This is a genomic window from Streptacidiphilus fuscans (assembly GCF_015690355.1).
GTDB lineage: Bacteria > Actinomycetota > Actinomycetes > Streptomycetales > Streptomycetaceae > Streptacidiphilus > Streptacidiphilus fuscans.
Genome location: NZ_JADPRT010000004.1, coordinates 396,301 through 422,452 on the forward strand (window position 1 = coordinate 396,301; position 26,152 = coordinate 422,452).

General features: G+C 71.0%; 24 protein-coding genes. 18 read left to right on the forward strand and 6 right to left on the reverse strand.

All coding sequences use genetic code 11. The features are described 5' to 3' along the window. Nucleotides 1-117: 117 nt before the first annotated feature. Entirely contained in the window at nt 118-369 is a 252-nt protein-coding gene (locus I2501_RS12460; protein WP_196193978.1) for a hypothetical protein, read from the reverse strand. 50 nt (nt 370-419) lie between these two features. Next, nucleotides 420-842 carry a universal stress protein gene (locus I2501_RS12465; protein WP_196193979.1) on the reverse strand — a complete coding sequence of 141 codons (423 nt, stop codon included), beginning with the start codon at nt 840-842 and terminating at the stop codon, nt 420-422. 287 nt (nt 843-1,129) lie between these two features. Here I2501_RS12465 and I2501_RS12470 point away from each other — a divergent pair, with 287 nt between their 5' ends. The 9 genes from I2501_RS12470 to I2501_RS40225 all read left to right on the forward strand — a co-directional run bounded on the left by I2501_RS12470 (nt 1,130) and on the right by I2501_RS40225 (nt 11,696). After that, entirely contained in the window at nt 1,130-1,513 is a 384-nt protein-coding gene (locus I2501_RS12470) for a DUF3592 domain-containing protein (protein WP_196193980.1), read from the forward strand. A gap of 656 nt (nt 1,514-2,169) precedes the next feature. Continuing rightward, nucleotides 2,170-2,259: a K(+)-transporting ATPase subunit F gene (gene kdpF / locus I2501_RS12475; protein ID WP_196193981.1), complete on the forward strand. Its 90-nt coding sequence runs from the start codon at nt 2,170-2,172 to the stop codon at nt 2,257-2,259. Beyond that, nucleotides 2,259-3,923, forward strand: coding sequence for a potassium-transporting ATPase subunit KdpA (kdpA, locus tag I2501_RS12480; protein WP_196193982.1), 1,665 nt, complete (start codon nt 2,259-2,261; stop codon nt 3,921-3,923). The genes kdpF and kdpA overlap by 1 nt, the downstream gene beginning before the upstream one ends. Beyond that, nucleotides 3,923-6,061, forward strand: a complete 2,139-nt coding sequence (gene kdpB, locus I2501_RS12485; protein ID WP_196193983.1) for a potassium-transporting ATPase subunit KdpB — start codon at nt 3,923-3,925, stop codon at nt 6,059-6,061. Before kdpA ends, kdpB begins: the two co-directional genes overlap by 1 nt. Nucleotides 6,062-6,099: 38 nt before the next feature. Next, nucleotides 6,100-6,729 carry a potassium-transporting ATPase subunit KdpC gene (kdpC, locus tag I2501_RS12490; protein WP_196193984.1) on the forward strand — a complete coding sequence of 210 codons (630 nt, stop codon included), beginning with the start codon at nt 6,100-6,102 and terminating at the stop codon, nt 6,727-6,729. A 133-nt stretch (nt 6,730-6,862) separates the two neighbouring features. Continuing rightward, entirely contained in the window at nt 6,863-9,457 is a 2,595-nt protein-coding gene (locus I2501_RS12495) for a sensor histidine kinase (protein ID WP_328806331.1), read from the forward strand. Beyond that, nucleotides 9,454-10,140: a response regulator gene (locus tag I2501_RS12500; protein WP_196193985.1), complete on the forward strand. Its 687-nt coding sequence runs from the start codon at nt 9,454-9,456 to the stop codon at nt 10,138-10,140. Before I2501_RS12495 ends, I2501_RS12500 begins: the two co-directional genes overlap by 4 nt. A gap of 591 nt (nt 10,141-10,731) precedes the next feature. Next, on the forward strand, nt 10,732-11,571 hold the full coding sequence (locus I2501_RS12505; protein WP_196193986.1) for an SDR family NAD(P)-dependent oxidoreductase: 840 nt from the start codon (nt 10,732-10,734) through the stop codon (nt 11,569-11,571). 2 nt (nt 11,572-11,573) lie between these two features. After that, nucleotides 11,574-11,696 (forward strand): 50S ribosomal protein bL37, encoded by a 123-nt coding sequence (locus I2501_RS40225; protein WP_268926905.1) that lies wholly within the window; start codon nt 11,574-11,576, stop codon nt 11,694-11,696. A gap of 257 nt (nt 11,697-11,953) precedes the next feature. Here the strand turns inward: I2501_RS40225 and I2501_RS12510 are convergent, their stop codons facing one another. Then, the gene (locus I2501_RS12510) at nt 11,954-12,163 is read right to left on the reverse strand and encodes a dodecin (RefSeq protein ID WP_196193987.1); all 210 of its coding nucleotides are present in this window, start codon (nt 12,161-12,163) and stop codon (nt 11,954-11,956) included. Nucleotides 12,164-12,466: 303 nt separating this feature from the next. Here I2501_RS12510 and I2501_RS12515 point away from each other — a divergent pair, with 303 nt between their 5' ends. From I2501_RS12515 to I2501_RS12530, 4 genes are all read left to right on the forward strand, one after another. Beyond that, complete coding sequence (locus I2501_RS12515) at nt 12,467-13,300, forward strand: VOC family protein (RefSeq protein ID WP_328806332.1); 834 nt, start codon at nt 12,467-12,469, stop codon at nt 13,298-13,300. Nucleotides 13,301-13,503: 203 nt separating this feature from the next. Further along, complete coding sequence (locus tag I2501_RS12520; protein WP_196193988.1) at nt 13,504-13,896, forward strand: SAV_915 family protein; 393 nt, start codon at nt 13,504-13,506, stop codon at nt 13,894-13,896. Nucleotides 13,897-13,910: 14 nt separating this feature from the next. Then, complete coding sequence (gene lysA, locus I2501_RS12525) at nt 13,911-15,320, forward strand: diaminopimelate decarboxylase (protein WP_196193989.1); 1,410 nt, start codon at nt 13,911-13,913, stop codon at nt 15,318-15,320. Between the two features lie 126 nt (nt 15,321-15,446). Next, entirely contained in the window at nt 15,447-16,436 is a 990-nt protein-coding gene (locus tag I2501_RS12530; RefSeq protein WP_196193990.1) for an Rv1733c family protein, read from the forward strand. A 102-nt stretch (nt 16,437-16,538) separates the two neighbouring features. Here I2501_RS12530 and I2501_RS12535 read toward each other — a convergent pair whose 3' ends face one another. Then, entirely contained in the window at nt 16,539-16,895 is a 357-nt protein-coding gene (locus tag I2501_RS12535) for a hypothetical protein (protein WP_196193991.1), read from the reverse strand. 250 nt (nt 16,896-17,145) lie between these two features. On the opposite strand from I2501_RS12535, the gene I2501_RS12540 reads away from it, so the two are divergent. Beyond that, complete coding sequence (locus I2501_RS12540; RefSeq protein WP_196193992.1) at nt 17,146-19,005, forward strand: APC family permease; 1,860 nt, start codon at nt 17,146-17,148, stop codon at nt 19,003-19,005. Nucleotides 19,006-19,232: 227 nt separating this feature from the next. Next, entirely contained in the window at nt 19,233-20,627 is a 1,395-nt protein-coding gene (locus tag I2501_RS12545; RefSeq protein ID WP_196193993.1) for a DUF2254 domain-containing protein, read from the forward strand. A 125-nt stretch (nt 20,628-20,752) separates the two neighbouring features. Here I2501_RS12545 and I2501_RS39215 read toward each other — a convergent pair whose 3' ends face one another. After that, nucleotides 20,753-21,172 (reverse strand): winged helix-turn-helix domain-containing protein, encoded by a 420-nt coding sequence (locus I2501_RS39215; RefSeq protein ID WP_408022727.1) that lies wholly within the window; start codon nt 21,170-21,172, stop codon nt 20,753-20,755. A 337-nt stretch (nt 21,173-21,509) separates the two neighbouring features. On the opposite strand from I2501_RS39215, the gene I2501_RS12555 reads away from it, so the two are divergent. Continuing rightward, nucleotides 21,510-22,364, forward strand: a complete 855-nt coding sequence (locus I2501_RS12555) for a cyclodityrosine synthase (protein WP_236046159.1) — start codon at nt 21,510-21,512, stop codon at nt 22,362-22,364. Further along, nucleotides 22,361-23,602: a cytochrome P450 gene (locus I2501_RS12560; protein WP_196193996.1), complete on the forward strand. Its 1,242-nt coding sequence runs from the start codon at nt 22,361-22,363 to the stop codon at nt 23,600-23,602. Before I2501_RS12555 ends, I2501_RS12560 begins: the two co-directional genes overlap by 4 nt. A 75-nt stretch (nt 23,603-23,677) precedes the next feature. On the opposite strand, the gene I2501_RS12565 is transcribed toward I2501_RS12560, so the two are convergent. Further along, complete coding sequence (locus I2501_RS12565) at nt 23,678-24,913, reverse strand: hypothetical protein (protein ID WP_196193997.1); 1,236 nt, start codon at nt 24,911-24,913, stop codon at nt 23,678-23,680. Nucleotides 24,914-25,180: 267 nt separating this feature from the next. Here I2501_RS12565 and htpX point away from each other — a divergent pair, with 267 nt between their 5' ends. Then, nucleotides 25,181-26,110: a zinc metalloprotease HtpX gene (htpX, locus tag I2501_RS12570; protein ID WP_196194153.1), complete on the forward strand. Its 930-nt coding sequence runs from the start codon at nt 25,181-25,183 to the stop codon at nt 26,108-26,110. Nucleotides 26,111-26,152: the final 42 nt, after the last annotated feature.

Below are 26,152 nucleotides of genomic sequence, written 5' to 3' on the forward strand. Positions count from 1 at the left end.
CGGCGCCCCGGGGGGCCCGTTCGAGTGTTTGGCCGGGGGGCCGCCCCCCCCCCCCCCGGGGGGGGGGGCCCCCCCCCCCCGCCCCTGAGGCAGTGCAATCGCCTGCGGGAGCGAAGGCTAAAGGTGCAGTGCCCGGAACAGCCCGAGCGTGTTCGCCATCAGGAAGACCGCGTACGCGCACAGCAGCAGCCCGGCAATCCGGGCCGGCACGCGGCGGGCCGCCGTACGGGTCGCTGCCGCGCCGTCGAAGCCGAAGCCGTCGCCGAGGGTGCGCATCGCCCGGGTCGGGGCCAGCAGCAGGGTGCCGCCGACGGCGAGCAGGGTGAAGGTGATGATGCAGGGCAGCGCGGCGAGTTCGATCAGGCCCACGGGGTGCTCTCCTCCGACTTCGGTTCAGCGGCTCGGCCGCGATCAGACGCTCAGCTGGCCAGGGCCACGCCGTGGCCGTGGTTGTGGTGATGGCGCAGGCCCAGCCGGGCCAGCACGCCGGCTCGGGGAGTGGGCAGGAAGGTGACGTCGCCGGGCCGCACCGCCACGGACTCGACGGCCTGCCGCAGGGTTTCCGACCGGACTACGGTCGGCTGGACCCGCACCGGCTCCTCGGGACCGATCGCGTCCACAACGAGCTCGTCGAGCTGGTCGCAGGCGCGGCGCTCCCAGTCGCGTGCCAGTTCCGGGCACGGGTGCGCCCGGTAGAGCTGCTCGCCGCCGACCGGGTACCAGGCCAGCACGGGGACCAGCACGGCGTGCTGGCGCCGCGCCTCCTCCGCCGCGCGACGCAGCAGGGCGATGTCGCCGACCTCGTCGCTCACGCCGACGATCACTCGTGAGGTCTCAGTCATGGCACACGCTTCTTTCCGAACTCTCTGACTTCTGAACTGACTTTCTGAACTGCCGAACAGCACTACGGCGGCCCGTCCGGACCGCCCGACTCCATTGGACGGCCTGAGAAGGGGTGCGACCAGGGGCATTGACGCGCTCCATACGCGCGCGGGCCGCTCCTTTACGCCTCCCTGACCCGTCCCTGTGCCGGGTGTTCGACCGACGCGCAAACTGGGCAGGGAGCGGACGCGGGTGGGCGCGGGTGGACGCGAGGGGCAGCGGCGGCGGTGGACAAGGAGAGGGTGCGATGAGCGATGCCGGCGGGGTCGTCACCGGCGTCTTCCTGGGTGTCGGCGGGGTCGTCGCGTATCTGGCGGGGATCGTCGGTCTGGGGCAGACGCGCCGGATCCGTCACTATGGCCGTCGGGTCCGCGCCCTGGTCCGGCTCCGGCCCGGCGCCACCCGGCCGTTGCTGCAGTTCACCACCGACGACGAGCGCGAGCTGGTGATGGAGGTCTACGGGCCGGCCGGGCTGCGCGACGGCAGTGAGGTCTGGCTCCGCTACGACCCGGCCGATCCGCGCGAAGTGGTCGTCGAGGGCCGAGAGGGCCAGGGGCGCGAACGGGTCTTCGTCGCGCTCGGGGTGGTGGCCGTGCTGGCGGCGCTCGCGCTGCTGGTCGCGCCCGGCTGAGGGCGACGTCCCCGGCGCCCGTGCTGAGCTGCGGAAAGGCGTCCGCGTCAAGGGTTCGTCAGGAGATCGGCCAAGGGCGTGAAGGAGGCGTCAGGGCGGTCGGGTCGGGGCGCGGGATCCGGCTAGGTTCTCTGGTCAGGGGGAACCAGGCCCGCAGTTCCGTGGGGGAGCATCGGGCCGGGGTTTGCTTTCCACCGGTCATGCCTTGCAGGGCGGCGACCGGTACAGGTGGGAGAGCAACAGCGAGGGGCGTGCGGCCCGAGGGAGAGCCGCGCGCCCCTTTTCCTTTGCCTGCGTCGGCTGCTCTCGTCTGCGCCCACCTGTGTCCCCTCGCGTGGAGCAGGGTTGACCGAAACCCCGCTTGTTTCGCAACGCCCGGGCGACCCTCGGGTCTCAGCCGGATAAAGGACCGATAAGAGCGCGTATCGGTTCCCGGGGGCCGCGCAAGGAGGGCGTCAAGGATGTGCTGACGGCATCTGCACGTGCGCTTTCCTTTCGGTTGCCGCCCTCAGGGCGGCGCCGCCCGGGAACTCCCCCGGCCGGATCACACCTTCGTTCTTCTGGGGTGGCATTCCCATGCAGGACCTGTTCTTCGTCGGGGTGACGATCGTGGTGTTCGCGGTCCTCGCCTTGATTGTCAAGGGGGTTGAGCGGCTGTGAACGCCGACAACATCATCGGCCTGATCGTGTCGATCGGCCTTGTCGCCTACCTCATCGCGGCCCTGATCCGTCCGGAGAAGTTCTAGTGAACCCTACCCTCGCGGGCTTTCTGCAGGCCCTCGCCCTGGTGGGAGCGCTGGCGCTCTCCTACCGGCCGTTGGGCGACTACATGGCCTACGTGCTGACGACCCGTAAGCACCTGCGCTTCGAGCGCGGCATCTACAAGCTGATCGGCGTCGACGGTGACGCGGAGCAGACCTGGGCCGCCTACCTGCGCTCCGTATTGGCTTTCTCGTTCATCTCGGTTCTCTTCCTCTACGGATTCCAGCGGCTGCAGGAGCACCTGTGGCTGTCGCTCGGCTTCCCGGCGGTCTCGCCGGCGATGGCCTGGAACACCGCGGCGTCGTTCGTCACCAACACCAACTGGCAGTCGTACTCGGGTGAGGCGACGATGGGCCACCTGGTGCAGATGGCCGGTCTCGCGGTGCAGAACTTCCTCTCCGCGGCCGTCGGCATCGCCGTGGTCACGGCGCTCATCCGCGGCTTCATCCGTCAGAAGACCGACCTGCTGGGCAACTTCTGGGTGGACCTCACCCGCCTGACCCTGCGGGTGCTGCTGCCGATCTCGGTCGTCTTCGCGATCGTGCTGGTCGCGAGCGGCGTGGTGGAGAACCTGCACGCCGCGCAGATCGTGCACACGCTGAACGGCACCGCGCAGTCGATCCCTGGTGGTCCGGTGGCCTCGCAGGAGGTCATCAAGGAGCTGGGCACCAACGGTGGTGGCTTCTACAACGCCAACTCGGCGCACCCGTTCGAGAACCCGAACCCCTTCACCAACCTGCTGGAGATCTACCTCCTGCTGGTGATCTCGTTCGCGCTGTGCCGCACCTTCGGCACGATGGTGAAGTCGCAGAAGCAGGGCTACGCGATCGTCTCGGTGATGGGCCTGTACTGGGCCGCGTCCGCCGCGCTGATCTCGTTCTTCGAGAACCAGCACTCGGGCATCGCCGCCCACATCGCCGGTGCGGCGATGGAGGGCAAGGAAGTTCGCTTCGGCATCCCGGGCAGCTCCCTGTTCGCTGCTTCGACCACGCTGACCTCGACCGGTGCGGTCAACGCCGCGCACGACTCGCTGACGCCGCTCGGCGGCGGCGTGACGATCCTGAACATGATGTTCGGTGAGATCGCGCCCGGCGGTACCGGCTCGGGCCTCTACGGCATCCTGATGCTCGCGATCGTCACCGTCTTCGTGGCGGGTCTGATGGTCGGCCGCACGCCGGAGTACCTGGGCAAGAAGCTCGGCGCCCGTGAGATGAAGTTCGCCTCCCTCTACATCCTGACCACGCCCTCGATCGTCCTGGTCGGCACGGGCCTTGCGATGTCGCTGAAGGCCGGTCACGGCGGCGGTATGAACAACACCGGGCCGCACGGCTTCTCCGAGGTCCTCTACGCGTTCACCTCGGCCGCCAACAACAACGGTTCCGCGTTCGCCGGTATCACGGTGACCAGTAACCACTGGCAGGAGGCGCTCAGTCTGACGATGCTGTTCGGCCGGTTCCTGCCGATGGTGTTCGTGCTGGCGCTCGCCGGTTCGCTGGCCAAGCAGCAGCACGTGCCGGCGTCGACCGGCACGCTCAAGACCCACAGCCCGCTCTTCGTCGGCATGTTGTCCGGCGTGATCCTGATCGTCGTCGGGCTCACCTACTTCCCGGCCCTGGCGCTCGGGCCGCTCGCGGAAGGCCTCCACTGATGTCCACTCCCACCCTGCACTCTCCGGAGGTCGCGCCGGAGTCCCCGCAGCCCGAGCTCCCGGCTGAGCGCCGGATCGGCGGGGGCCTGCTCGACCCCAAGCAGCTGCTCAAGTCCTTCCCGGACGCCTGCAAGAAGCTCGACCCCCGGGTGATGTTCAAGAACCCGGTGATGTTCGTGGTCGAGGTGGGCTCGCTGCTCACCACGCTGTCCGCGATCGAGAAGCCCAGCGTCTTCGCGTGGGTGATCACGGTCTGGCTCTGGCTGACCGTTGTCTTCGCCAACCTGGCCGAGGCCGTGGCCGAGGGCCGCGGCAAGGCGCAGGCAGACACCCTGCGCAAGACCCGTACGGACACCCTGGCACGCCGTGTCGTCGGTGCCTGGGCCCCGGGTACCACGGAGGTCGCCGAGGAGGAGATCTCCGCAACCCAGCTCAAGCTCGGTGACTTCGTCATAGTCGAGGCCGGTCAGGTCATCCCCGGTGACGGTGACGTTGTCGAGGGTGTCGCGTCGGTGGACGAGTCGGCCATCACCGGCGAGTCCGCTCCGGTCATCCGTGAGTCCGGTGGTGACCGCTCGGCGGTGACTGGTGGCACGAAGGTGCTGTCGGACCGGGTCGTCGTGAAGATCACGTCCGAGCCGGGCAAGACCTTCATCGATCGGATGATCGCCCTGGTCGAGGGCGCCGCTCGGCAGAAGACGCCGAACGAGATCGCCCTCAACATCCTGCTGGCGTCCCTCACCATCGTCTTCCTGCTGGCAGTTGTCACGCTGCAGCCGATGGCCAAGTACGCCGGTGCGCCGCAGACGATCGTCGTCCTGGTGTCCCTGCTGGTCGCGCTGATCCCGACCACGATCGGTGCGCTGCTCTCCGCGATCGGCATCGCGGGTATGGACCGGCTGGTGCAGCGCAACGTGCTCGCGATGTCGGGCCGCGCGGTCGAGGCCGCCGGTGACGTCTCCACGCTGCTGCTCGACAAGACCGGCACCATCACCTTCGGCAACCGCCAGGCCGCCGAGTTCGTGACCGTCGGCGGTGCCGACGCGAACGAGGTCGCGAGTGCCGCGCAGCTCTCGTCCCTCGCGGACGAGACGCCCGAGGGCCGTTCCATCGTGGTGCTGGCCAAGGAGAAGTACGGCCTGCGCGAGCGGGCCCAGGGCGAGTTGGCCCACGCGGAGTGGATCGAGTTCACCGCGCAGACCCGGATGTCGGGTGTGGACCTGGACGAGCCCGCCGGCGTCCACGCCATCCGCAAGGGTGCCGCCGCCGCCGTCGCGACCTGGGTCCAGGAGAACGGCGGTCAGACGTCCAACGAGCTGGACGTGGCGGTCGAGCGCATCTCCAACCTCGGTGGCACGCCGCTGGTGGTCGCGGAGAAGAAGGGCGACGCCCCGGCCCGCGTGCTCGGTGTCATCTACCTGAAGGACGTCGTCAAGCCTGGCATCAAGGAGCGCTTCGCGGAGATGCGCACCATGGGCATCAAGACCGTCATGATCACGGGTGACAACCCGCTGACGGCCGCCGCGATCGCCGAGGAGGCGGGCGTGGACGACTTCCTCGCGGAGGCCACTCCCGAGGACAAGATGGCCCTGATCAAGAAGGAGCAGGAGGGCGGCCGCCTTGTCGCCATGACCGGTGACGGCACCAACGACGCCCCGGCCCTGGCCCAGGCTGACGTGGGTGTCGCGATGAACACCGGTACCTCGGCCGCCAAGGAGGCCGGGAACATGGTGGACCTCGACTCCAACCCCACCAAGCTGATCGAGATCGTCGAGATCGGCAAGCAGCTCCTGATCACTCGCGGCGCGCTGACCACCTTCTCCATCGCCAACGACGTCGCGAAGTACTTCGCGATCATCCCGGCCATGTTCGCCAGCGTGTACCCCGGCCTCGGCAAGCTGAACATCATGCAGCTGCACAGCCCGACGTCGGCGATCGCCTCGGCGATCATCTTCAACGCGCTGATCATCATCGGCCTGATCCCGCTGGCCCTGCGCGGCGTCCGCTACCGGCCCTCGTCCTCGCAGTCGCTGCTCCGCCGCAACCTGGGGATCTACGGCATCGGCGGTCTGATCCTGCCGTTCGTCGGCATCAAGGCGATCGACCTGATCGTCATGTTCATCCCCGGCCTGCACTGAGCACTCCGTAAGGAGATTAAGAGAAGTGATGAATCGTCATGGCTAAGCCTCTTCCCACCTCGGTGCGGAACCACCTGACGGGTCTGCGGATCCTGCTGCTCTTCACGGTGCTCTGCGGCCTCGCCTACCCGCTGGCGATCACCGGGATCTCCCAGGTGGCGTTCAGTGACCAGGCCAACGGCTCCATGGTCAAGAACGCGCAGGGACAGGTCGTCGGCTCCTCGCTGATCGGCCAGAACTTCACCGTTGTCTCCAAGGACGGCAAGTCCCAGACGCCGGACCCGAAGTTCTTCCAGTCCCGGCCGTCCGCGGCAGGCGCGCTCGGCTACGACCCGACCGCGTCCGGCGCCACCAACAAGGGCACCAACGACGCCGGTCTGGCCTCCACCTACACCCAGCTCAAGGCGGCCATCGCCTCGTTCAACGGGGTGTCGCAGAGCGCCGTCCCGGCCGACGCGCTCACGTCGTCCGGCTCGGGTCTGGACCCGGACATCAGCCCGGCCTACGCGGCCATCCAGGTCGACCGTGTCGCCAAGGCGCGTGGTCTGTCGGTCGGTACCGTTCAGGCGCTGGTCGCGAAGTACACCCAGGGCCGTGACCTCGGCTTCCTGGGCGAGCCCCGCGTGAACGTGCTGGAGCTCAACATCGCTCTGGCCAAGCTCGGCTGAGCTGGCGTCAGACAGGTAGTTCGTAGTATGACCATCACCGGTCCGGCCGCGCGGAGCCGATCTGCTCCGCACGGCCGGGCCGCACAGGTCGTCACTCGTCACTCGTCACTCGTAACTCGCAAGGGAGTTCGTGGTGTCAGCGCGGAACGGGTCGGTCCCGCCGGGCAAGTTGAAGGTCTTCCTCGGTTCGGCGCCGGGTGTGGGAAAGACCTACAAGATGCTCGACGAGGCACAGCGCAGACTGGCCCGAGGGCAGGACGTGGTGGTCGGCTATGTCGAGTGCCACAAACGCCCGAATACCGAGGCGCTGCTGACCGGTCTGGAGACCGTGCCGCGGCTCGAACGCGACTACCGCGGCGGCCGGTTCACCGAGATGGACGTGGACGCGGTGATCGCCAGGGCGCCCCGCGTCGCCGTGGTGGACGAGCTCGCCCACACCAACGTGCCCGGCGGGCGCAACGCCAAGCGCTGGCAGGACATCCAGCAACTCCTCGACGCGGGCATCGACGTCCTCACGGCCGTCAACGTGCAGCATCTCGAATCGCTGAACGACGTGGTGCAGAAGATCACGGGCGTGCCGCAGCGCGAGACCGTCCCGGACGAGGTCGTGCGCCGGGCGGACCAGATCGAACTGGTCGACATGGCCCCCGAAGGCCTGCGCCGCCGCATGGCCCACGGCAACGTCTACACCGCCGAGAAGGTCGACGCCGCCCTCTCCAACTACTTCCGCGTCGGCAACCTGACCGCCCTGCGCGAACTCGCCCTGCTCTGGCTGGCCGGACGCGTCGACGAGGGCATGCAGCGCTACCGCGCCGAGCACGAGATCAGCAAGGTCTGGGAGACCCGCGAACGCGTCGTCGTCGCCCTCACCGGCGGACCCGAGGGCGAGACCCTGATCCGCCGCGCCGCCCGCATCGCCGACCGCGCGGGCAGCGGCGCCCTGCTCGCCGTCCACGTCGCCCGCAGCCACGGCCTCGCCGACGCCAACCCCGCCGCCCTGGCCACCCAACGCCACCTGGTCGAATCCCTCGGCGGCAGCTTCCACTCCGTCGTCGGCGACAACATCCCCCAGGCACTCCTGGACTTCGCCCGCGCCTCCAACGCCACCCAACTCGTCCTCGGCACCAGCCGCCGCGGCCCGCTCCGCCGGGCGCTCACCGCCGGACGCGGCATCGGCGAGACCACTGTCGAACTCTCCGGCGACATCGACGTCCACATGGTCACCCACGAACGGGCAGGCCGGGGACGGGTGTTGCGGGCCGCCGGGCAACTGCACTCCACCGGACGGCGGGTGACCGGGCTGGTCTCCGGACTGGTGCTGCCAGCGTTGTTGACGGCGGTGCTGTGCCAGACGCGCGAGACGGTCAACCTGACCAGCGACACGCTGCTCTACCTGACCGTGGTCGTCGGCGTCGCCCTGCTGGGCGGGATCACGTCGGCGCTGGTGGCCTCGGTGGTGGCGTCGCTGCTGCTCAACTACTACTTCATGCCGCCGATCCACTCGCTGAACATCAACGAGCCCAACAACGCGCTTGCGCTGGTGGTCTTCGCAGTCGCCGCCACCGTCGTCGCAGCCGTGGTGGACGCCGGCACGCGGTTCTCGCGGCGAGCGGCTCGCGCTGCGGCGGAGGCGGAGACGCTGTCCGCACTCGCGGGTGCGGTGCTGCGCGGGGACCAGGCGGTGCCCGCGCTCCTTGCCCGACTGCGCGAGACGTTCGCCATGGACAGCGTCGAGCTGGTCGAGAACGCGCTGCTGCCGGAGGAGTTGGCGCAGCAGCACGGAGCGGAGACGGTCCCGGTCGGGACGGACTCCTCACTGGTGCTGCGCGGCCGTCCGCTGCCCGCCTCCGACCGCCGCGTCCTCGCCGCCTTCGCCGCACACGTCGCCGTCGCGTTGGAGCGCGCCAGGTTGGCCGAGGCCGCCGCCGAAGTCGAACCCGTCAAGGCCGCCGACCGGCTCCGCACCGCGCTGCTCGCCGCCGTCAGCCACGACCTGCGCACGCCCATGGCCGTCGCGCTGGCGTCCGTCACCTCGCTGCGCAGCCGCGAGGTCGAGTTCAGCGCGGACGACCGCGACGAACTCCTCGGCACCGCGCAGAGTTCGCTGCTCAAGCTCAACCGCCTGGTCGACAACCTGCTCGACATGAGCCGGCTCCAGGCAGGCGCGCTCACCCTGCACCTCCAGCCGACACCGCTGGCCGAGGTCGTCGCGAGCGCCCTCGACTCCCTGCCCGACGACCACCCTGCGGTGCGCACCACCGGGCTCGACACGGTACCGCCGGTGCTCGTCGACCCGCCGCTGCTGGAGCGCGCCATCGCCAACCTGACCGCCAACGCGCTGCGGCACGGCGAGGGACGCTCGGTGGTCCTGGCCGCCAGCGCGCTCGACGACCGGGTCGAACTGCGCGTCGTCGACCGCGGCCCCGGCCTGCCCGCAGCTGACCGGGAGCGGATCTTCCAGCCGTTCCAGCGCCTCGGCGACCACGACAACACCACCGGCGTCGGCCTGGGCCTGGCCCTCTCGCGCGGCCTGGCCGAGGCGATGGGCGGCACGCTGACGCCGGAGGACACCCCCGGCGGCGGACTCACCATGTCCCTCGCCCTTCCTGCGGCGTCGCCCTCCCCGGGCACGGCGCCGCCCGAGCCGGATGCCGTCGACGGCATGCCGGAACCCCTGACCTCCCCAGCCCCAACCAGCCCCGTGACCGACGGAATGGCCTCGCTGTGACCCGTATCCTCATCGTCGACGACGAACCCCAGATGCTGAAGGCCCTGCAGATCAACCTCCAGGCCCGGCACTACACGGTCGCAACCGCCGCCGACGGCAGACGAGCCCTGTTGGAAGCCACGCAGAACCCCCCGGACGCGGTCATCCTCGACCTCGGCCTGCCGCAGATCGGCGGGCTGCAGGTGATCCAGGCGCTGCGCGCGTGGAGCGCGGTCCCGGTCATCGTGCTGTCCGGGCGGTCGGAGTTCGCCGAGAAGGTCGCGGCGCTGGACGCGGGCGCGGACGACTACGTCACCAAGCCCTTCGCCATGAACGAGCTACTGGCCCGACTCCGCGCCGCGCTGCGCCGCCCGACGCGGGCGGAGGCGCCCGCACCCACGGTCGAGATCGGCGCCTTCACCGTCGACCTCGCCGGCGCGGTGGTCCGCCCGTCGCGGGGCGACGGCCCGCAGGTTCGGCTGACGCCGACGGAGTGGCGCATCCTTGCTGTGCTGTTGACGCATCCGGGCAAGCTGGTGACGGGTGCTCAGATCCTCCAACAGGTGTGGGGGCCCGGCCACGAGCAGAAGACCAACTACCTCCGCGTCTACTTCGCGGGCCTGCGACGCAAGTTGGAGGCGGACCCGTCACGACCACGGCATCTCCTGACGGAGCCGGGGATGGGGTACCGCTTCGAGCCGTGAGCGGACGGTTCCGTGGGCAGGTGGGACGTTGCACTCACCAGGGGCGCGAGGCTCTGCTGATATGCGGCTCCGCCGCGTGGGCGCGAACAATCACTGATGTGCGGATGGCCCTGAGCGTTGAGGACCATCCGCATGCCGGTGGCTTGTCGCGCAGTTCCCCGCGCCCCTGGTAGTGCAACCGCCTGCGGGAGCGTCGGTGACCCGTCGCGCCCACGCGGCGGAGCCGCACATCAGCGGAGCCTCGCGCCCCTGGAGGTGCAACTGCCTGCGGGAGCACGTCGTCACGTCCTGGCGCTAAGCCGTCAACAAGAACCGCATCGCGGACATATCGGCCGCGTCAGGGTCCGTCAGGACGCTTGCGGAAGGGAGTCGGCGTCGGCTGGGATGGGCGGTATGGACCTCCTCGTTCGCAGCCATGTCCGCGCGGTCACCGCGCCGGGCTGCGCAGCCGCGCACTCGCGGCATGAGGATCGTCCGCCTCATCGCGCTCACCGCTGAGCTGCTGACGCCGCCTCCCGGGAACTTCCCTCCCGGGGTGAGCCCTGTGATGTCCCCTTTTCCCGATTTTCGAAAATTCTCGAATGGATCGCCGTGTCCGCTGACACCTTTGCCTTTGCCGGTCGCACCGCCCTGGTCACCGGCGCCACCAACGGTCTGGGCCTGCAGGCCGCACTGCGACTCGCCCTCGGCGGCGCTCGCGTGATCGTGCACGGCCAGACCGAGCAGAACACCGCCGTCGCCGTAGAGGCCCTGGTCGAGCTCGGCGCGCCGACCGGGCGGCTGGAACAGGCTCCCGCCGACTTCCGCCACCTGGACGAGGTCCGCAGCCTGGCCGAGAACCTCGTCGAGCGTCACGAGACGCTCGACCTGCTCGTCCTCAACGCGGGCATCGCCGCGCCGGAGCGGCGCACCCTCAGCGACGAGGGCAACGAGCTCAGCTTCCAGGTCAACTACTTGGCGCCCTACCTGCTCACCCGCCTGCTGGAGCGTCCGCTGGCGCGCGGCACGGACACGCGGATCGTGGCCGTCGGCTCGACCCTGCACCGCACCGCCAACATCGACTGGACCGACCTGACCCGCGCCAAGCGGTACTCGCGGATCGCCGCCTACGGGCAGTCCAAGCTCGCGCTGACCACCTTCGTGACCGCGCTCGCCAAGTGGCTGCCCGAGGGTCACACCGCGATCAGCGTCCACCCGGGCATCGCCGAGACCGCGACCCGTCCGCTCTACGGCACCACCGGCCGTCCCGCCGGTGAGGTCGCCGCGACGGTCGTGGCGCTCTGCGACCCGACCACCCCGGTCGTCAACGGCGCCTACTACGAGGGCTTGACCGTGACCGCCGCCGGCCCGCAGGTCACCGAGCGCCGCTCGGTGGACCGGCTGCTCAAGCTGAGCGAGAAGCTCACCGCCCAGCTTGAGCCCGCCCTCTGACGATGCGGCACGCCGCCTTCCACCCCGACCAGAACCTGAGGAACCCCGAGATGTCCAAGCGCGCCCGCAAGAAGCACGACCGCCGCAAGAAGGCTGGATCGCACGGCAAGCGCCCCAACTCGTGAAGAGGTGACCGCGCCGTTCATCTGAACGGACGCGCCGTCAGGCGGCCCGCGTCGACCCCCGCAAGGCTGAGCAGGACAGAGCCGGGTGGAGGGAGCGCGGGCCGTCATGACGTCGCAGCAGGTGCTGGTCGGCGCCGGACTGATCGTGGTGCTCGTTGACGGCAGGCGCAACCACGGCGGTCGTGCTCGCGCCCGAGCCCGAGCACGTGCCTGAGCCCGCGCCGTGACGGCGCTGTGGGGGACTGAACGGCCGCGGCCTACTCGTCCAGGCGGAAGCCGACCTTCAGGCCGACCTGGAACTGCTCGACCCGTCCGTCGCTGATGCTGCCGCGGATCTGGGTGACCTCGAACCAGTCCAGGCCGTGGAGGGTCTGTGAGGCACGGGTCAGCGCGCTGCGGATGGCGGCGTCGATCCCCTCCCCGGAGGTGCCGACGATCTCGGTGACGCGGTAGGTGTGTTCGCTCATGCGTCCACGGTCTCGCGGCTTCCCCGAGCCCGCACGTCCGCGCGGACGTCGCCGCCGAGCCTCGCCGTCGTCGGCCGCCATCGTCGGCACGGCGGCTGAAAGTGGTTGAAAAGTGGTTGAAAAGTGATGGAACGGCGTGGGCTCCGCGTGGGTGCGGCCCAGGTCGAGACCGGCGGATTTGCGATAGTTTGGCGGTGTAGGCGAGGGGTACTCGACCACGAGATCCCCTGCCCCTGAGGCCGAAAGGCACACGATGACCGAGCATGTCCGGCTGACGTCCCCCGAACCCCGCCGGAGCGCGTCGTGAGCGACCAGCGCGGCACCGGCGGCAGCATGCGGGTGGTCCGTCCCGTGCTGGGCGCACCCTCCTGGGTGAGCCTGATCGCGGGCGACCTGGACGTCGCCCAGCGCTTCTACGGCGAGCTGCTCGGCTGGGACTTCGAGCACGGGCCGGAGCGGCTCGGCCCGTACGTGTCGGTGCTGGCCGACGGCGTCCCCGTGGCCGGGATCAGCGGCGTCGCGATCTCGGCCGGGACGGGCGTCGGCTGGACCCCGTTCTTCGGCGTCAAGGACGCCCACGAGGCCGCGCGCCGGGGCGTGGACCGGGGCGGCACGATCGGCGTCGGGCCGGTGTCCATCGACGCCGGACGCATCGTGATCGCCCGCGACCCGGACGGCGCCTCCTTCGGGCTCTGGCAGGGCCGTGCCGCGGGCGTGGGCGATCCGCCCCGGCAGACCGGCGTCCCGGACTGGATCGAGCTGCGCACCGCCGACGCGTTCAAGGCCGCGCTCTTCTACGGCGAGGTCCTGGACTGGGACGCGGCGGAGCGCTGCGAGGTCTTCTACGAGCACGAGCGCGTCGTCCTGCGTGTGGACGGGCGCAGCGTGGCCGCGCTGCGCGGCCTGGACCGCCCCGCGTCCGAGGACGCGCCGGTCGAGACGCCGCGCTGGCAGATCTCCTTCGCCGCGCCGGACGTCGACCGGGCCGCGGCCCGCGCCGTCGAGCTGGGCGGCAGGGTGGTCCGGCGTCCTATGGACACCCCGTACGGCAGGACGACGGAGCTCGCCGATGTCGAGGGCGGCCTCTTCTCGCTGATCACGCCGAAGGCGCGCCCCTCCGCCACCGCCGGGGAGTGAGCCACTACCGGCAGTGACGCCGGTCACGCGGGCGGCAGCAGGTCGACAACATTCGCGCGGTGGGCGTCAGGAACGCGTCAGGGGCGGACGCAGGGCTGCGAGCTGGGGGAACAGTGTGGTCGTGAAGCCGTGATCCGCGACGGTTCACCGTACTGCGGACACGGGTTGACGCTTTCTCACTGAACGCTCGAAGGGTGACACCCATGGTCCAGATGCTGTGTGGGAGCGATCCGGAACCGTCGGAACGCGTCCCGGCCGGACTGCTCCTCATCCCCGTCCGGTCGGGTCCCGCAGGATCGGTCGTCCGCCTGTTCCGCACGCCGCTGGGCGAGCGGACCGCGGTCGGCTTCACGACCCGGCGGCAGCTCGCGGCGGTGCTGGGGGAGACGCAACGGTGCGTCGCCCTCGCCGAGGACGTGGTGCGCGCGATGACCGAGCCGCTCGGCGTGACCCGGCTGGTGGTGGACCCGCAGCTGGCCGCGCTCCCGGCGGGCCGCCTGCACCACAGCGCGTCCGACGCGTCCAACGCGTCCGATGCTTCCTGGGCGCACTGGGAGTCCTCGCTCGAGGGCTCGACGCACCTGCGGATCGCCTGAGGAGGACCACCGCCATGACCACCACCGTTCTCCCGACCGGCACCGCTCTCCCACCCGCCACCGTTCTCCCGCCCAGCGTCGCGGTGGCCCCGGACGACTCGTGGCTCGGCCCGTGGCCCGCCTCCACGCGGCCCGCGCCGCACGGGGACCTGACCGTCGGCGGCGTCTCGCTCACCGAGGCCGCCGACCGCTTCGGCACCCCGGTCTACCTGCTGGACGAGGACGAGATCCGGGCCCGCTGCCACGCCTACCGGGAGGCCTTCCCGGAGGCGGAGATCCACTACGCCGCCAAGGCGTTCCTCTGCCGGGCCATGGCCCACTGGGCCGCGGAGGAGGGCCTGGGCCTGGACGTCTGCTCGCGCGGCGAGCTGGAACTGGCCGTGACCACCGGCTTCCCGACCGAGCACATGATCCTGCACGGCAACGCCAAGAGCCCCGACGAGCTGGAGGCCGCGCTGCGGCTGGGCGTCGGGCGGATCGTCATCGACTCGCCCGCCGAGATCGCCCGGATCGCCGCGCTGGTCCCGCACGGCAGCCGGCAGAAGGTGCTGCTGCGGATCGCGCCCGGCATCGCCGCCGGCGCGCACCCGGCGATCCGGACCGGCACCGTCGACCAGAAGTTCGGCCTGGCCAGCACCGACGGCACCGCGCAGCTCGCGGTCGCCCGGGTGCTGGAGCAGCCGCGCCTGGAGCTGGTCGGGCTGCACTGCCACCTCGGCTCCCAGATCACCAGCGTCAAGCCGTTCGTGCAGGCCGTGCGGCGGATGGTCGGCATGATGTCCTGGGCACGGCAGGCGCACGGCGTCGTCCTGCCCGAGCTGGACCTCGGCGGCGGCCACGGCATCGCCTACCGCCCCGGCGAGGAGGCACTCGACCTGCGGACGCTGGCCGTCCGCGTCCAGGCGGAGCTGCGGGCCTCGTGCGCGACCGTGGACCTGCCGGTGCCGAAGCTGCTGCTGGAGCCCGGACGCGCGATCGTCGGACCGGCCGGGGTGGCGGTCTACCGGGTGCTCTCGGTCAAGCACGGCGGTGAGGGTTCCGGCGCAACCGGTGCTGCTGCGCGGCACACCTTCGTCGCCGTCGACGGCGGGATGAGCGACAACCCGCGCCCCGCGCTCTACGGCGTCCGCTACTCGCCGCGGCTGATCGGGCGCGAGGCGAGCGCGGAGTTGCGCCCCGCGCACGTGGTCGGGCGGCACTGCGAGGCCGGCGACATCATCGCCTCCGGCGTGCCGCTACCCGCGGACATCCGTCCCGGGGACCTGCTGGCGGTGCCGGCGTCCGGGGCCTACCAGGTGTCGATGGCCTCCGGCTACAACCTGGTGGGCCGCCCGCCGGTGGTCGCGGTGACCGGCGGCTCCGCACGGCTGCTGGTACGCCGCGAGTCGCTGGCCGACGTCCGGAGCCGTGACGTCGGGTTGTGAGCCGTCAACCCCGCGACGTACGACGTCGGCTGTGAGCCGGGTAACGCCACCGGGTGAAACCTCTCCCGCCGCAACCCCGTTGGACTCTCCGACGGGGTTGCGGCACATCGGGGCGGAGGTCAGGACGTGCGGCCGACAGGACGCGGGGGAGCCCAGGACGACGGGGTCGTCTGGGGGTGGGCGTTCCTCGGTGCGGGCGTGTTCACGCTGCTCGCGGGGGAGCTGGGCGGTGACCGTCATCTGGGCGCGACCCTGGGCGGGTTCGCGGTGGTGGCGGCGTGGTTGGGGACCATCGCGACGGCGCGCTCGGTGCCGCTGGTCGCGGCCACATGCTGGCTCTTCTACGACGGGTTCTTCGTCCACCGCAACGCCCGGCTGACCTGGGAGGGCGGACCGGACGTGCAGCGGCTCGCACTGCTGCTGGGCGCGGCCGCGGCGGGTCTGCTGGTCCACCGGGCGCTCCGCGGCCCCGGCCGCGCGGTGCGGACGCCGTCCGGGGTCCTGCCCGCCCTGGCTGCTCTGCCCGCTCTGCCCGCGCGGCCGAACCCGCTGCTCAGGGACACCGACCGGGCGCGCGCCCGGGTGCGGAGAGCGGTGCCCTACCTGATGGCGGTCTGCTTCGTGCTCGCCTGCTTCCTCGCAGCCTCGGCGGAGCGGACGACCGCCCAGTCCGCCGCCGACACGCGCGGCGCCGACCACGCGCTGACGGCGCGTACGGTCGCCGTGGCGGCGCAGCCGCTCGACCCCTCGGGCAAGCCGCTGCGCGGCGTCTACCCCGGCCCGGTGGAGACCGCCGTCAGCTGGGACGACCCGGCGGGCACGGTCCACAAGGGCTTCGCCCTGGTCCCGGTCGGACGCCCGGCGGGCACGCCGGTCCGTGTCTGGGTCGACCGGCACGGCGACCAGGTGGTCCCGCCCGCGACCGGGGCCGAGCTGGTACTGGAGGCACTCTTCGTCGGCGGCATGGCGTTCCTGGCCTGCGGCGGACTGGTCCTGACGGCGGGTTGGACGCTGCGCCGCCGCTACGACCGCCGCGACGAGCGCGCCTGGGGCGAGGCCTGGGCCCGCTTCGAGCCGGAGTGGTCCGGCCGCCACCGCCCGGGGCACCTGCCGTAGGCCCTGACGGGACAGCAACTCGCGGCCGGTCGGCGACCGGCAGGTCTGGCGGGACGTGAGGAAGCCCCGAGGGGCTCCCCTCGGGGCTGGGCACGGAGGGGGTCAGGCCTGGGGTGGGATCGGCAAGGAGGCGATGAGATCCCGGTCCCGGTCCCGGACGTCGATCCGGTCGGGCAGGGTCCGCCGTCCCGCCGTGCCGCCCACCGGGTCGGCGGGCCGTGGGGTGCCGAAGATCTGACGGACAGTCAGGCCGAAGGCGGCGGCGTTGGCGGGCTCGGTGATGGTGCGGGCCTGGTCGTCGAGGCAGTGCAGCACGAGGACCCAACCGTGTCGGTGCAGGCTGGTCCGGGGTCCGGTCGGCTCGGCGTCGAGGCCGAGCCGGTTGAGCGCTTCGAGCAGGCCCTCCATGTCCTGGCCGTCGATCTGCTGGAAGTTCTCCTCGATCAGGATGTGTGCCATGTTCCTGACGATATCCGGCGGTTCGGCGCCGCCGGGCGGGAAGATCGAAACTCACTGCCGGGGGTTGGCCGTCACCCGCTGGCCACCGCGCGTCCGCCGCCGTTCGTTGGCCACCGCCCGTCCGCTACCGCTCGCTCGCCGCTGGTGAGGTCCGTTCGGCCGATTCCCGCCGTGCTTGGCTGTCGCCGGTGCATCCCGCGCCGCATCCTGGTCCAAGGACGTCCGCCGAAGGACCCTGGGAGGTGCACGCGTGGCTCAGGGTCCTGTCGCCGACACGGACAAGAGCGCCGGTCGCGGCCGTGAGCGGGACCGGCTGACCGTCTCTCAGGGCATCGCGGCGCTCTCCCTCGACGCGCTCGCCTCGGTGGCGTACGGGCCCGAGGCGATCGTGGTGGTGCTGGCCACGGCCGGGGCGCAGGCGCTCGACTACACGCTGCCGGTGACGCTGGCCATCGTCGTGCTGCTGACCGCGCTGACCCTCTCCTACCGCCAGGTCATCGCGGCCTTCCCCAACGGCGGTGGCGCGTACGCGGTCGCCGGGCGGCATCTGGGGCGCCGGGTCAGCCTGGTCGCGGCGGCGTCGCTGATCATCGACTACGTGCTCAACGTGGCCGTCTCCGTCTCGGCCGGTGTGGCGGCGCTCACCTCGGCGTTCCCCGGCTTGTACGGCGACCGCGTCTGGATCTGCGTCGGGGTGCTGGCGCTGATCACCGGGCTCAACCTCTACGGCGTGGCCGAGTCCGCCAGGGTGCTGATCGCGCCCACCGTGGTCTTCATCGTCGCCATCTACGCCGTGATCCTGTTCGGCCTCGTCCGCTCCACCCCGGCCACCGAGCCGACCCACCCGTCCGCCACCGCGACCGGGACGGTCGGCGTGCTGCTCCTGCTGCGCGCGTTCGCGTCCGGCTGTTCCGCGCTGACCGGCGTCGAGGCCATCGCCAACGCCGTCCCCACCTTCCGCACCCCGCGCGTCAAGCGGGCCCAGCGGACCGAGGTCGGGCTGGGCCTGCTGCTGGGCACCATGCTGATCGGCCTGTCGCTGCTGATCCGGAAGTTCCACGTCGCACCCAACCCGACCAAGACCGTGCTGGCGCAGCTGACCGAGGCGTCCTTCGGGCACAACATCGGCTTCTTCGTCGTCCAGTTCGCCACGGTGGTGCTGCTGGCGCTCGCCGCCAACACCTCCTTCGGCGGCATGCCGGTGCTGACCTCGCTGCTGGCGAGGGACAACCACCTGCCGCACGCCTTCGCGCTGCGCGCCGACCGGCAGGTCTACCGGCACGGCGTCCTGGTGCTGGCCGGAGCGGCGCTGGTGCTGCTGGTGATCGCCCAGGGGAACACCCAGACGCTGGTGCCGGTCTTCGCGATCGGCGTCTTCATCGGCTTCACCCTCTCCCAGGCGGGGATGGTGGTGCACTGGCGGCTGGAACGCCCGCCGGGCTGGCAGGGGCGGGCGCTGCTCAACGGCGTCGGCGCGGTGCTGACGGCGGCGGCGACGGTGATCGAGCTGCTGTCCAAGTTCCGCGAGGGCGGCTGGCTGGTCTTCCTGGCGGTCGCGGTGCTGGTGGCGATCTTCGAGTGGGTGCACCGCAGCTACCAGCGGATCGGCGCGGCGCTGCATCTGGGCGAGCGGCCCGCGCATCCGGAGGCGCGGCGGTCGCTGGTGCTGGTCCCGGTCGGGGCCGTCAACCTGCTCACCGAGGAGGCGATCAGCGCCGCGCTCTCGCTCGGCGACGAGGTCCGCGCGATCACCGTCGTGCACGTCGACGACAGCCATCCGGACGACCCGCACACCGACACCGACACCGGCTCGGACATCGAGGCTACCGAGGCCCGGATGCGCGAGAGCTGGCTCGCCTGGCAGCCGGACGTGCCGCTGATCATCCTGCGCAGCCCGACGCGGTCGCTGACCCGGCCGGTGGTCGACTACGTCCACGAGGTCGAGCGCGAGGACGCGCACGACCGGCTGGTGGTGCTGATCCCGGAGATGCAGCTGACGCACCCCTGGCAACGCCTGCTGCAGAACCAGCGCGGGCCGATCCTCGACCTGGCCCTGCGCCGCAACACCGACGCCGTGATCTGCCGCCTGCGGATCCCCATCGAGACATGAACAGGCCCATCATGCGAGGCCCTGGAGCCGGGCCCGGAGCCGGATCCGGAGCCAGGCCTGGAGCCAGGTCTGGGAGAAACCTGGGCGGTCAATGGCCGAAATGCCGCACTCACCCGGACGGGCTAAGCTCGCGCCAGGTGAGCCGGGAAGTCTGGTCGGCAACGCGCGGTCCCGTCCCGGAGACGGGAACAGGCCGTCGCGACGATTCGGCCTGGAGTGAGTGACACATGCCCGCGCAGTTCCGCTACCGGTTCCGCGTCCACGACTGGCGCAGAGAGCGGCTGCGCACCAACCTCTGGCTGGTCCCCGCGCTGGAGGCGGCGGTCGCCGCGGTGCTCTTCGCGGGCACGCTCAAGCTGGACCGGGTCGCCTACAACGGCGGACTGCACTTCCCCTCCTGGGTGTTGAGCGGCAGCGCCGACGGCGCGCGGCAGGTGCTGAGCACCATCGCCGCCGCGATCATCACGGTGGCCGGCCTGGTCTTCTCCATCACCATCGTGGCGCTGACGCTGGCGTCGACCCAGTTCGGCCCCCGGATGCTGCGCAACTTCATCCGGGACCGCGGCACGCAGTTGACGCTTGGTACCTTCGTCGCGACCTTCCTCTACACCATGCTGGTCCTGGTCGCGATCAGCCCCGGCCCGCACGGGGACTTCGTCCCGCACCTCTCCGTCACCGTGGCGTTGGCGCTCACCCTGGCCGACCTGGCCATGCTGATCTACTTCATCAACCACATCGCCCGGGTCATCCAACTGCCGCATGTCATCGCGGACATCGCCCGCGAGCTGGCCCGGGCGATCGAGCAGGAGGGCACCGGCGACGCGGTCGGCGTGGGCGGCCGGGAGCGCGGGCTCTCGCCCCGCGAACTGCTGGAACGGATGGCCACCGAGGGCGCACCCGTGCTCACCCCCGAGCCCGGCTACCTCCAGTACCTGCGCCACGACCGGTTGATCGCCATCGCGCACGAGTCGCACGCCGTCGTCCACCTGCTCAACCGGCCGGGCCACTTCCTGGTCCAGGGCAGCCCGCTCGCCCTGGTCTGGCCGCCGGAGGCGGCGCCCAGGGTCGAGGCGGGGCTGGACCGGGGCCAGGTCACCGGGCCGTACCGGACGCTGACGCAGGACATCTCGTTCGGCGTCGACCAACTGGTCGAGATCGCCATCCGGGCGCTGTCCGCCGCCGTCAACGACACGTTCACCGCGCTGACCTGCATCGACTGGCTGGGGGAGTCCCTGTGCCGGATCGGTCCCGGCTGGCACCAGCAGCGGGTGCACCGCGACACCGAGGGCTACGTACGGCTCATCGCCTACCAGGCCTCCTACGAGCGGTTGGTGCAGCGCGCCTTCGAGAAGATCCGGCAGGGCGGCGTCGGCATGCCCGCCGTGATGATCCGTCAACTCGACGCGCTGGCCAAGCTGATGGAGCGCGCCGGCACTGCGGACCGCCGCGACCTGCTGCTGGAGCAGGCGGACCTGATCGTCGCCTCCTGCAACGCCTCGGTCCCCGAGGCCGCCGACCGCGAGGACGTGATGCGGCGCTACCGGGCGTTGCAGGAGCTGGCGAAGAACGAACCGCTCGGGATGCCAGGAGTACCTCGGTTCGACCCGCCGGAGGGCGGCTGACTACGTGAAGGCGGGCGACGCCGGGTGGCAATTCCTGACATCCGCCTTACGGCGCGCGGCCCGCTCTTGTCGCGGCCTTGGCGGCGCGACGGGAGCCGGCCGCGCGATCGCGGTGGCCGGGTCGGTCAGCAGGCCAGCGGCTCGTACTTGTAGCCGACACCGCGCACCGTGACCAGCATGGCGCGGAAGCGCTGCCCGAGCTTGCGACGCAGCCGGACCACGTGGACGTCGACCGTGCGCCCGTCGCCGATGGCGGGTTGGTGCCAGACGGCCTCGATGAGCTGGTCGCGGGTAAAGACCTGGTGGGGGCGGGAGACCAGATGGGCCAGCAGGTCGAACTCGACCTTGGTCAGCGCCAACGGCTCTCCGCCCGCAACTGCCGTGCGACGCAACGGGTCGACGGTGACGGGTTGGATCCTCGGGGCGGGCCCGGACGGCAGGGGTCCCGGTGCGGGTGGCAGCGGGACGAGGTGCGGCGGAATGATCGCCGCAGGGCCCGTTCGGTGCTGCTGCAGGCGGTGTGCGCGCAGGTAACTGACCGACACGCGAGTGTCCTTCCGGGATGGGGCGCGGTGGTTCCGAGGGTGCGAGGTACCGAGGGGGTGCCCCGACGACCCCCGCTCGATCCAACACCACGTCGCCGACCTGCGGGTTCGCGCTGACGTCATGTTGACGGGTCCGGCCGAGCTCTTGACGCCGCCATGACGCCCGGGCCGGTTCCAGCCCGTCCCGTCGCTCGCGCCCCGGTTCATATCGTGTTCATCTCGCGTGCTGGGACACCTCGTTGACACCCTCCGTGTTCGGATGTTGACTGCACGTGCTGTCGCCACACCAGGAGCACAAGGCTCCATCGGGACTCGCGACGCAAAGGACGCTCTCCACTTGCAGACAGCGACCAGAACCTTGTTCCACGTCAGTCCGTATACGCCCCACTGCGCCCTGATCGAGGCGGACGGCGACCATGCGGTGATCGGGATCTCCCCGGGGAACAGCTACTTCTCAGCCCAGCGCGTCAACGACCTGGCCCAATGGGGCGTGGACCACTTCCGCCGGGTCGACCTGGTGTACACGGACCTGTACGTCGCGGAGATGTACGAGGCCCTCGGCTACACCCCGGACGACGCCCGCCGAAAGGCCGTCAAGAACCTGCGCGGGGTGAGAGCGAAGGTGCACAACGCGGTCGAGGAGGCCCGCGCCGGTCTGGCCGGTCTGGCGGACGACGGCGGGGACCGGATCCGCGCCCACGCCATGTCGGACTTACGCGCCAATCCGGCCTACCGTCAGATCCACGACCAGCTCTGGGGACGCCTGGAGCGGGACGACGAGTTCCGGGGCGTGATCGACGAGTTGGTCGGCCGCTTCCTTGCGGCCAAGGTGCTGGGCGGCCAGACCGGCACGCCCGAGCAGCGCGAGATCTGCCTGCGCTACATCTGCGCGGAGGCCCCGCTCTTCCTGGACAGCCCCGCGATCCTGGGCGTGCCTTCCTCGCTCAACTGCTACCACCAGCTGCTGCCGCTGGCCGAGTTGCTCTACTCGCGCGGCCACGGCCTGCGCGCCTCCCGCAACCAGGGCCACGCGATCGTCACGCCGGTCGAGCCGGTCGAGCCGGTCGCGCCCGTCGCGCCCGTTGTCGAGCCGGTCCCGTCCGCGCAGCCTCTCCCTTCCGTCCAGCCGGCCTCGACGCCAGACGCGTCCGCTGCCGCCGCTGCCCCTACTCACGCAGGAGACGACCGATGACCGTGGACGCCCTCGCCTCCGCCCTCGCCTCTGCCCCCGACCTTGGCGACGACCTGGATGTCGACGCACTGCCGGCCTTCCCCTTCTCCTGGCGCGGTGACCGACTGCCCGACGAGATCGCGGAGTTGCGGGCCGAGCCGGTCCGCCGGGTGCGCACCATCGCCGGAGCCCCGGCCTGGCTGGTCTCCTCCTACGCGCTGTGCCGGCAGGTGCTGGAGGACCGGCGGTTCAGCCTCAAGGACACCTCCGCACCGGGCGCGCCGCGGCAGTACGCGCTGACGATCCCGCCCGAGGTCGTCAACAACATGGGCAACATCACCGGCGTCGGACTGCGCAAGGCCGTGCTCAAGGCGATCAACCCCAAGGCCGACGGCCTGGTCGACTGGCTGCGGGAGCACGCCGCCTGGCTGCTCGGCGGACTGCTCGCCGAGGGCGCTCCGGTCGACCTGCGTACGGGGTTCGCCAATCCCTACTCGGAGGCGATGCACTGCCGCATCCTCGGCATCCCGCTCGCCGACGGCCCGCGCCTGGCGGCCAGCCTGGACATCGCGTTCATGAACTCGGCCTGCCCGGTCACCGGCGCCAAGCTCAACTGGGACCGCGACATGGCGTACATGACGGAGCGTCTGGACGACCCGGCCACCACCGGGTTGATGGCCGAGCTCGCCGCCCTGCGCGACGACCCGGACTACGCGCACCTGACGGACGAGATGTTGGCAACGGTCGGTGTGACCCTGTTCGGCGCGGGCGTCGTCTCCACCGCCGGGTTCCTCACCATGGCCTGCGTCTCGCTGCTCCAGCGGCCCGAGCTGTGGGCGCGGTTGCGCGAGGACCCGTCCCGGATCCCGGCGGCCGTGGACGAGTTGCTGCGGATCAACCTCTCCATCGGCGACGGACTGCCCCGGATCGCGCTGGAGGACGTGCAGTTGGGCGACGTGCTGGTGCGTCGCGGTGAGCTGGTGCTGGTGCTGGTCGAGGGCGCCAACTTCGACGAGGCGCACTTCGCCGACCCGTACCGGGCCGACGTCGACCGGCCCAACAGCACCGACCACCTCTCCTTCGGCGGCGGACAGCACTACTGCCCGGCCACGGCCCTCGGCAGGAAGCACGCCGAGATCGCGGTCGAGACCCTGGTCGAGATGGCGCCGGAGCTGCGGCTGGCCGTGCCGATCGAGCAACTGGTCTGGCGCACGGGCTACATGAAGCGCCTGCCGGAGCGGCTCCCGGTCATGTGGTAAGCAGACGTCGGGGCGCGGCCGGCAGAAACACCGGCCGCGCCCCCGAACTGACGTAGCGTCAGGAACCCGGTTACGTCATGGCTGCTGCAGGTCCACCACGGCGTAGATCGCGCCGGGGTTGATCCCCTCACCCGTCGACGGGTAGTCGACAGTCAGGTCGGTGGTGCCGTTGGCGAGCTTGCCGTCCAGCAGGAACCGGTGGTTGTCGTAGCCGAGCGTGTTCTGGTAGTCCGGCGTCCGGTGCCACATGTAGTTGCTGTCGTTGGGGTCGTCGTTGGCCAGCACCGAGTTCTGCACGTCGTCCGGCGGGCTGAGGCTGTCGCCCAGCGCGAAGGGGGCGCCGATGTTGGGCGTCACGTTGGCGTGGTCCGCCCAGCCGCGGTCGCCGTCGTAGGTGATCTCGCCGAGTCGCAGGCCGACCGGGCCGCTCGCGGGGGTGTGCAGCCCGTGCAGGGAGACCGCGACGGTCCTGCCGGAGTTCATCGCCTGGTGCTCGTATCCGTCCCAGACCTGCAGGTGGCGCAGTGGCTTGTTGCAGTCCTGGTAGCCGACCACCATCGACCAGCCGCCCCAGGAGTCGACCGCCAGCGCGGCGTCCAGGTCGGCGACCTCGTAGGTGCCGGACCCGCCGGCGCGCACCAGGTTGGTGATGTCCGCGGAGGTGGCGTAGCTGTGGTCCGGGTTGGTGCCGTCGAAGCCCAAGGCGGCGTCGTGGTCGATCCGGACGTAGCCGTGGCTGTTCGGGGTCCTGAAGTCGACCCAGCCGACCTGCTTGATCGACTTCTGCACGTTGATGTGCAGGCCGGGGATCACGATCCCGTACGTGCCGCCCCAGTACAGCCTGGCGAACTTCACCTCCGCGCCCGGCGGCAGCTTGAAGTCGGCGGAGCTGGAGGAGTAGATCGGGTTGCCCTGCCGGTCCCGGTGACCGGGTCCGTCGATGTTGATGTACTTCATCCAGTAGTCGTTGTTGCGCCCCGCGCGCTGCCCTGTGGTGGGCGGCACCTGGTCGCGGGCGACGAGGCAGTCCGGCGCGTCCTTGTTCCGCTTCGGCTTGTGCGGGTCGCACGTGACGACGGAGTTGCCGACGCTGGTCACCGTGCCGTGGATGTCGGCGGACCAGCGCGTGCTGAACGGGACGTTGTGCTCGGTCCCGGCCTTGACGCGGTGGTTCGCGACGGCGGCGTCGGCCGGCGAGAACGCGGGCGAGAACAACGAAGGCAGCACGGCGGTCAGCGCGCCGACGGCGGCGACGGCGGCGAACCGTCGGGCGCGGCTGACCTTGGAAAGCCCGCGACTGCTGCGGGGCATGAGACCTCCCATGAGGGTTCGGACGGACTGATGCCCATCCGAACATGACGCTCCGTTGGCTTCTCGTTACGGTGCGCCATCTGGGCCGTTCGTAGGCCGTCGATTGCGCCGTCCGGAGCCCGTCCGGCGACCGCCTCCCTTGCGGAAGGCTTACGGACACGAGCACCTTCTGTCTTCGCGCGCACACCGGGATTACGCTGGAAGCGCCGACGCGGTGGCCCGCATGGTGACCGCGCGACGGCGCGTGTGCCGACGGAGGCGATGATGGTGAAGTCCCGCTTCGCTCCAGACCGACAGCTGACGGTCCGCATGGTGACCGTGCTGTTCCTGTTGGGGCTGCTCTACGTGGTGTTCGCGGCGGTTCTCGTCGCGCTGCTCAAGTCGGTCGTGCTGGTCGTGCTCATCGCCGGAGGCCTTCTCTTCGCGCAGTACTGGTACTCCGACCGCGTCGCCCTCTTCGCCATGAAGGCCCAGGAGGTCTCGCCGGAGGAGGCGCCGCAGCTGCACGGCGCCGTCGACCGGCTCTGCGCCCTCGCGGACATGCCCAAGCCGCGGATCGCGCTCGCCGGGATGGACCTGCCGAACGCGTTCGCCACCGGCCGCGACGCCGACCACGCCGTGCTCTGTGTGACCACCGGCCTGCTCCGCCGCCTGGAACCCGACGAGCTGGACGGTGTCCTCGCCCACGAGCTCTCGCACATCGCGCACAAGGACGTCGCGGTGATCACCATCGCCTCCTTCCTCGGCGTGCTGGCCGGGCTCGGGGTCCGGGTCGGCTTCTACACCGGACTGGTCGGCGGCCGGGCCCGGCGGGACCAGAACACCACGATGATCGTGCTGGCCGTGGTCGCCGTCTCGGCGGCGGTCTACGCCCTGAGCTTCGTGCTGATCCGCGCGCTCTCCCGGTACCGGGAGCTGGCGGCGGACCGGTCGGCGGCGATCCTCACCGGACAGCCGTCCGCGCTCGCCTCCGCGCTGGTCAAGGTGACCGGGGCCGGGGCCAAGATCCCGAGCAAGGACCTGCGCACCGCGCAGGCGTTCAACGCCGTCCTCTTCGCCCCGGCGCTGACCGGCGAGGAGGGCTCGGTGTCCCGGTTCTTCTCCACCCACCCGCCGCTGCAGCGTCGGCTTGACGCGCTGGCCGAGCTCAGTGCCCGGCTGGGCGACCGCGTCGTGGAGCACTCCGAGACGGAGTGAGCTCTGTGGCCACCCGTTCACCCGAACGGGTGGCCACGGTGG

Excerpts from the sequence above, each read along its gene's own strand:
- I2501_RS12465 (WP_196193979.1), bottom strand. The coding sequence starts at position 842 with ATGACTGAGACCTCACGAGTGATCGTCGGCGTGAGCGACGAGGTCGGC.
- I2501_RS12470 (WP_196193980.1), top strand. The coding sequence starts at position 1,130 with ATGAGCGATGCCGGCGGGGTCGTCACCGGCGTCTTCCTGGGTGTCGGC.
- kdpB (WP_196193983.1), top strand. The coding sequence starts at position 3,923 with ATGTCCACTCCCACCCTGCACTCTCCGGAGGTCGCGCCGGAGTCCCCG.
- kdpC (WP_196193984.1), top strand. The coding sequence starts at position 6,100 with ATGGCTAAGCCTCTTCCCACCTCGGTGCGGAACCACCTGACGGGTCTG.
- I2501_RS40225 (WP_268926905.1), top strand. The coding sequence starts at position 11,574 with ATGCGGCACGCCGCCTTCCACCCCGACCAGAACCTGAGGAACCCCGAG.
- I2501_RS12510 (WP_196193987.1), bottom strand. The coding sequence starts at position 12,163 with ATGAGCGAACACACCTACCGCGTCACCGAGATCGTCGGCACCTCCGGG.
- I2501_RS12520 (WP_196193988.1), top strand. The coding sequence starts at position 13,504 with ATGGTCCAGATGCTGTGTGGGAGCGATCCGGAACCGTCGGAACGCGTC.
- lysA (WP_196193989.1), top strand. The coding sequence starts at position 13,911 with ATGACCACCACCGTTCTCCCGACCGGCACCGCTCTCCCACCCGCCACC.
- I2501_RS12535 (WP_196193991.1), bottom strand. The coding sequence starts at position 16,895 with ATGGCACACATCCTGATCGAGGAGAACTTCCAGCAGATCGACGGCCAG.
- I2501_RS12545 (WP_196193993.1), top strand. The coding sequence starts at position 19,233 with ATGCCCGCGCAGTTCCGCTACCGGTTCCGCGTCCACGACTGGCGCAGA.
- I2501_RS12560 (WP_196193996.1), top strand. The coding sequence starts at position 22,361 with ATGACCGTGGACGCCCTCGCCTCCGCCCTCGCCTCTGCCCCCGACCTT.
- I2501_RS12565 (WP_196193997.1), bottom strand. The coding sequence starts at position 24,913 with ATGCCCCGCAGCAGTCGCGGGCTTTCCAAGGTCAGCCGCGCCCGACGG.